Here is a 6,207-nt window from a genome sequence, read left to right on the forward strand (position 1 = left end):
ACCCCGGACCCGCTGATTAAGAGTCAGCTGCTCTAACCAACTGAGCTAGCGGCGCGCGGTGACGTCGGCAACTCTACCCGACACCGATGAGTGGTCCGGACCGCCAGCGGCCCGAACCCGGTCTGTACATCATTCGGACCGTCAACATGCGACAGCGGGTGACAGTTGAGAAACTGCGTTCGTGCAGAAGCGCGCAAGTCATCGCCTGGAGTGTGAGGGGAATCGTATGGCGACTCCGGTATTCGAGGAATTCGATCCCGTGAGCGACTGCGAATGCCCCGGATGTGTTCACGGACGAAGGACCGCGCCGTATTCCGGACCGGTGTCGGGCACGGCCCCGGGACCCGCCCGTACGGCGGTCCGGCGGACCCTCGTCGTCGCCGCGGCGGCCTCCACCGTCCTCGGCGCCGGACACGCCCTGCCGGCCGCGGCGGCCCCGCAAGCCCCCCACCGTCCGGGCGTGCCGGCAGGTGACGAACCCGGGACCCCGCAGGGCGGCAAGACCCCGCTGCACGGCCCGGCCGGGAAACCGGCGTTGGACAAGCTCCGGGCGACGACCCGGGCGGAGATCATCAACCGGGCCAGGACCTGGGTCGCGGCACGGGTGCCGTACAGCATGAGCACGTATTGGGGAGACGGTTACCGGCAGGACTGTTCGGGCTTCGTCTCCATGGCCTGGAACCTCGCCGGCAACGAATGGACGGGCAGCCTCGACAAGTACGGCGTGCGGATTCCCAAGGGGGATCTGCAGCCCGGTGACATTCTCCTGTTCCACAATCCGTCGGACCCGCAGAAGGGTTCGCACGTCGTCATTTTCGGCGGCTGGACTGACTACACGCACACCTATTACATCGCCTACGAGGAGACCCGCCCGCACGCCCGCAGGCAGGCCACTCCGTTCGCCTACTGGAGCCACTCGGACCGCTATCAGGCCTATCGCTACAAGGGGCTCGCCGCGACCACGGGCGGCGCCCCGGACCCGGACGGCACCGGCGGTACGGGTGACACGGACGGTCCGGCGGGCGCTGCGCACGGCGCCTCCCCGGACGCGGCGACCCGGTTCCCGGGCGCGCGGCACTTCGGTCCCGGCGCCAGCAACAAGTACGTCACCCAGCTCGGCCGGATGCTCGTGGCGCGAGGTGGCGCCCGCTACTACACCTCGGGTCCCGGCCCGCGCTGGTCGGACGCGGACCGCAGGGCGACCCGGGCGTTCCAGCAGGCCCAGGGCTGGAGGGGTACGGCGGCGGACGGACTGCCGGGGCCGCGCACCTGGGCGCTGCTGACGAGCGGGACGGGCAGGGACATCGCGGAGAAGCCGGGCGGCGCGGCGCCCGGGACGACTCCCGGAACAGCACCTGCCGCGGAACCCGGGACGGTTCCCGGCGCGGCCGGCCCACCCGCAGCCGCGAAGACGGTGCCCGAGTTCCCCGGCCGGGGCCTGTTCCGGCCGGGCTCCAGCAGCCCGCACATCACCCAGCTCGGAAAGCAGCTGGTGAGGAAGGGCTTCGGTCGGTACTACACGACCCGGCCCGACCCGCGCTGGAACGAGTCGGACCGGCGAGCGGTGCAGGCCTTCCAGCGCGCCCAGGGCTGGCGGGGCGGCGCGGCCGACGGCTACCCGGGCCCGGAGACCTGGCGCCGCCTCTTCTCGTCGTAACGCCTGCCGGGCACCTGCCCGGCACCTGCCGGTTGGCGGGCAACCACTGTCGCGAACAGGGCGAGCGGCAGCGCGCACAGCAGTACGCACAAGGCACGTGGCAGCGCACGAACGCATCTGGCGCGGAGGCTGGAGGCACAAATGAGTACGACGACCGAACAGACACCTGAGCCCGAGGGTCCCCCGGACAGCGGCCCCCGGCCCGTCCGGCTCATCCAGAACGAGGCGACAACCGAGATCCCCGTCCACCTGCTGTTCCGCGACGATCCCGACCCGGTGTCACTGCCGCTGCGACCAGCCGTGGTGGGGCGCCGGCAGGGTACGGGCGAGCAGCCGCGCGTCCGCAGACCCGCACCGGCCAAGCCCCGCCCGGCGGTTCCCGCGGTCGACCCCGAACTGGTGGAGCGCCCGGCACGGGTGCTGCCAGGTGCGGTGGGCGTGCTCGCCGGTGCCACCGGGATGGCCGGGGGCGTGCTCACCTCCTGGTGGGCGGGAGCGCTGCCGCCCCTCGCGGTGGAGGCGCTACGGCTCCCGGCGGCATACGCGGGCGCCGGTCTCGGTCCGGCCCAGTGGGCGGCGTACGCCGGGGCGGGCGCCCTCGGGCTGTTCGGATTCGGTGGGCTGGCGCGGGGGCGTACCGGGCGGGCCTGGGTGCTCGGCCTGTTCGGCCGCTACCGGGGGACCGTCCGGCGTACCGGGCTGCTGTGGGTCAACCCGCTGCTGCTGCGCGGCCGGGTCGACGTACGGCTGCGGCACTGGCGGGGCGAGCCCATGCCGGCGGCCGACGCGAACGGGGTCGCGCTGCGGGTCGTCGTCCTCGTGGTGTGGCGGGTGCGGGACACCGCGCGGGCCACGCTGGGGGTCGAGGACCACGAGACCTACCTGCGTGAGTGCGTCGAGGCGGCGCTCGTCCGGGTGCCGGTGGAGATGCCGGGCGCGGGCAGGCGCGCGATGGAGACGGCCGGGGAGGCGCTGACCCGGGCGGTCGCGGCGGACACGGCGCCGGTCGGCCTGGAGGTGTTCTCGGTGCTGCCGGTCCGGGTCGAGTACGCCCCCGAGGTCGCCGCCGCGATGCACCGCCGCCGCATCGCCTCTCTGGACGCCCAGCACCGGGCCGCCGCGCTCACCTCGGTCGTCGACTCGGTGGAGGACACGGTGACCCGGCTGACCATGCGGGGCCTGGTCGAACTGGACGACTACGAACGCAAGGTGCTGGTGAAGGACCTGACGGTCGCCTTCTGCGCGGGGCGCGGCGAGCCGGGGCCGTGAGGGTGGGGGAGTCGGGCCCGTGATTGGTCTGGACATGCCCAATGGGCGGTAATAACCTGTTGCTTGGTCTAGACCTGCACGGCTCACTCGAACCTCCCCCACGTTCGGCAGGAGCGGCAGTATGCGCAAGAAGACCAAGCTGTACGCATCCATGGTGGGCCTGGCCACCACCGGCGCCCTCGTCCTCACCACCGGGGGCGCCACCGGTCACGGCTACACCGACCTCCCCATCAGCAGGCAGAAGCTCTGTCAGAACGGCACCGTGACGGGCTGCGGCGACATCCAGTGGGAGCCGCAGAGCGTCGAGGGCCCCAAGGGCTTCCCCGGCTCCGGACCGGCCGACGGCCGGATCTGCTCGGGGAACCACGGCAACTTCGGCGCGCTCGACCAGCCGAGGACCCCGTCCGGCGGCGCCTGGCCGACGACCGGGGTGACGGGCGGCCAGAGCTACACCTTCCGCTGGCAGTTCACCGCCATGCACGCCACGACCGACTTCAGGTACTTCGTCACGAAGTCCGGCTGGAACCAGAACCACGCCCTCGCCCGTTCGGACCTCAACCTCACCCCGTTCCTCACGGTCCCCTACAACGGCCAGCGTCCGCCGGCCACGCTCTCCCACACGGGCAGGCTGCCGTCCGGGCTCAGCGGACGGCACATGATCGTCGCGGTGTGGACGATCGCGGACACGGCCAACGCCTTCTACGCCTGCTCGGACGTCACGTTCTGAGCATTCCTTGAGTGAATCCACGACCCCCCACGGGTACGTTCCCCGTACGCCCCCAGGACCAGGTGAGGCGTACGGGGAACTGTGCCGAACGGGATACCGGGGGATTCGCCATGGACCTGATGTTCTACGGGGGGCCGACGCTCATCATCGCGATGGGCGCCCTGATGGCGACGATCGTGTTCCGCCGGGTACTGCGGATGCGCCGCGCCTGGAACAGCGGACTGACCGCCGAGGCGCGCTGCCTGCGGACGTACACGACGACCAGCGGCTCCTCCGTGCACACGACGCTGCACCACGTCTACGAGTTCGTCGCGCGCGACGGCCGCACCGTCCGCTTCGACGAACCGCACGGCCCCGGCACGGTCATCGAGGGCGACCACGTCACCGTCTTCCACAGCGAGGGGCAGCAGGTCAACGCCACGGCACACCGGCCGGGCCCGGTCCGGCACGGGCTTGCCCTGGCCGGCGTCCTCGGGGTCCTCGGCGTGGTCGTGGTGTTCTGTGCCGGGTTCGTGTTGACGTACAGCCGGCTCTTCGAGCCGATCGGCGACGTCTTCTTCGGGACGGACGACGGCTACGTGGTCGACTCCGACACCGGGGAGACGTTCCCGGCCGACTGGGACGCGACCACGGACATGCCGTGACCCTCCACATCTGACGGTACGTCAACTATCGTGCGCGCCCATGGAGTTCATGGAGCCCGACGGGCCGGGCAGGCGCACGGTCGCGGAACTCGTGGCGCAGCGGTGGGGCGACCACCGTCCGGGCCTGTGGTGCGAGGACCGGACGCTGACCCATCACGAGGTGGCCGCGGGTGCGGCGGCCAGGGCGGCACTGCTGGCGGATCTGCTGCCGCCGGGCGCTGAGCCGCACGTAGGGGTGCTGCTCGACAACACCCCTGAATACCCGCTGTGGTTGAGCGCGGCGGCCCTCGCAGGCGCCGCCGTCGCAGGCATCAACCCCACCCGCCGGGGCCCCGAACTGGCTCGCGACATCCTGCACACCGAGTGCCCGGTCCTGATCACCGCGCGCACCCGCCTCCCTCTCCTGGAAGGCCTCGAACTCCCCGGCGTGCGCCTGCTGCTGACCGACACGCAGGAGTACGAGGACCTCCTGGCCCCGTACGGGGACGCAGAACCGGACGCCTCACGCGCGACCCCCGCAGACCGTCTCCTCCTCTACTTCACCTCGGGCTCGACCGGCGCCCCCAAGGCCGCGATCTGCACCCAGGGCAGGCTCGCCGCCGCCGGGCAGACGCTGGCCGGGACCTTCGGGGTACGCCCGGACGACGTGCACTACGTCTGCATGCCGATGTTCCACGGCAACGCGGTGATCGCGGACTGGGCCCCGGCCCTGGCGGCGGGCGCCGGGGTCGCGCTGCGCCGCCGCTTCTCGGCCTCCGGGTTCCTGACGGACGTACGCCGCTACGGGGCGACCTACTTCACGTACGTGGGCCGCGCCGTCCAGTACCTGCTGGCGACGCCCGCCCGGCCCGACGACCGGGACAACCCCCTGCGGCTGGGCTTCGGCACGGAGGCGGGCGCGGTGGACGCGGCGGCGTTCGAGCGGCGGTTCGGGGTGCGGCTGGTCGAGGGGTACGGGTCCTCGGAGGGCGGGGCGGCGGTCCGCTGGACGCCGGGGACCCCGGCCGGCGCCGTTGGCCGGGCGGCACCGGACGACGACCTCGCGGTGGTCGACCCGGTGACGCGGGCCGAGTGCCCGGCCGCCGTCCTGGACGACTCCGGCCGGCTGCTCAACGGGACAGCGGCGATAGGGGAGCTGGTGAACCGGGGCCCGAACCCCTTCGAGGGGTACTGGCGCAACCCGGAGGCCGAGGCGGCCCGCCGCAGACGGGGGTCCCCCCGGTCGAGCGAAGCCGAGACCGGGGGAGGCTGGTACTGGACGGGCGACCTTTTCTACCGGGACGCGGACGGCTTCCTGTACTTCGCGGGCCGCGCCGACGACCGGCTGCGCGTCGACAGCGAGAACCTGGCAGCCGCGACGATCGAGAACATCCTCGCCCGGTACGAGGGTGCGGTGGCCGTCGCCGTGTACGCGGTGCCGGACCCGGTGGCCGGCGACCAGGTCATGGCGACGCTGGCCGGCACCTTCGACCCCGCCGCCTTCACCGGCTTCCTGGCCGCGCAGCCCGACCTGGGGACGAAGATGGCGCCCCGCTTCGTACGGGTCGTGCGGCGGATGCCGGTCACCGCGACCAACAAGATCCACCGGGCGGGCCTCAGACGTGAGGGGTTCCGTTGCGCGGACCCGGTGTGGTGGCGCCCGCCGGACGAGCCGACGTACCGCAGGCTGACCGGGGACGACGTGACGGGGCTGGTGGCGAGGTACCGGGAGCGGGGGCGGGAGGAGCTGCTCAGCAGATAGGGCGCCGGGGTGCGCAGGACCCGCCGGAGCGAGGGGGGTGTGGGCGGCGAAGCCGCGCAAAAACAACGGTGGCGGGTGTGCTCGCACTTTCTGCGAACCTACCCGCCACCGTCACTGTGCGCCGCCAGGGACTCGAACCCCGGACCCGCTGATTAAGAGTCAGCTGCTC

General features: G+C 72.4%; 5 protein-coding genes. All 5 read left to right on the top strand.

Annotation, left to right across the window (positions count from 1 at the left end; genetic code table 11):
• The first annotated feature begins 226 nt into the window (after positions 1 to 226).
• The 5 genes from RB628_RS38980 to RB628_RS39000 all read left to right on the top strand — a co-directional run bounded on the left by RB628_RS38980 (position 227) and on the right by RB628_RS39000 (position 6,038).
• A complete protein-coding gene (locus RB628_RS38980) occupies positions 227 to 1,657 on the top strand; it encodes a peptidoglycan-binding protein (RefSeq protein ID WP_318325390.1) in 1,431 nt (476 codons plus the stop codon).
• A gap of 141 nt (positions 1,658 to 1,798) precedes the next feature.
• Positions 1,799 to 2,926 carry an SPFH domain-containing protein gene (locus tag RB628_RS38985; RefSeq protein WP_318325391.1) on the top strand — a complete coding sequence of 376 codons (1,128 nt, stop codon included), beginning with the start codon at positions 1,799 to 1,801 and terminating at the stop codon, positions 2,924 to 2,926.
• 121 nt (positions 2,927 to 3,047) lie between these two features.
• Positions 3,048 to 3,653, top strand: coding sequence for a lytic polysaccharide monooxygenase (locus RB628_RS38990; RefSeq protein WP_318325392.1), 606 nt, complete (start codon positions 3,048 to 3,050; stop codon positions 3,651 to 3,653).
• A 110-nt stretch (positions 3,654 to 3,763) separates the two neighbouring features.
• A complete protein-coding gene (locus RB628_RS38995) occupies positions 3,764 to 4,297 on the top strand; it encodes a DUF3592 domain-containing protein (protein ID WP_318325393.1) in 534 nt (177 codons plus the stop codon).
• 40 nt (positions 4,298 to 4,337) lie between these two features.
• Positions 4,338 to 6,038, top strand: coding sequence for an AMP-binding protein (locus RB628_RS39000; RefSeq protein WP_318325394.1), 1,701 nt, complete (start codon positions 4,338 to 4,340; stop codon positions 6,036 to 6,038).
• The last annotated feature ends 169 nt before the right edge of the window (positions 6,039 to 6,207 follow it).

The organism is Streptomyces sp. ADMS, from assembly GCF_033441795.1.
Classification (GTDB): domain Bacteria; phylum Actinomycetota; class Actinomycetes; order Streptomycetales; family Streptomycetaceae; genus Streptomyces.

Excerpts from the sequence above, each read along its gene's own strand:
- RB628_RS38980 (WP_318325390.1), top strand. The coding sequence starts at position 227 with ATGGCGACTCCGGTATTCGAGGAATTCGATCCCGTGAGCGACTGCGAA.
- RB628_RS38985 (WP_318325391.1), top strand. The coding sequence starts at position 1,799 with ATGAGTACGACGACCGAACAGACACCTGAGCCCGAGGGTCCCCCGGAC.
- RB628_RS38990 (WP_318325392.1), top strand. The coding sequence starts at position 3,048 with ATGCGCAAGAAGACCAAGCTGTACGCATCCATGGTGGGCCTGGCCACC.
- RB628_RS38995 (WP_318325393.1), top strand. The coding sequence starts at position 3,764 with ATGGACCTGATGTTCTACGGGGGGCCGACGCTCATCATCGCGATGGGC.
- RB628_RS39000 (WP_318325394.1), top strand. The coding sequence starts at position 4,338 with ATGGAGTTCATGGAGCCCGACGGGCCGGGCAGGCGCACGGTCGCGGAA.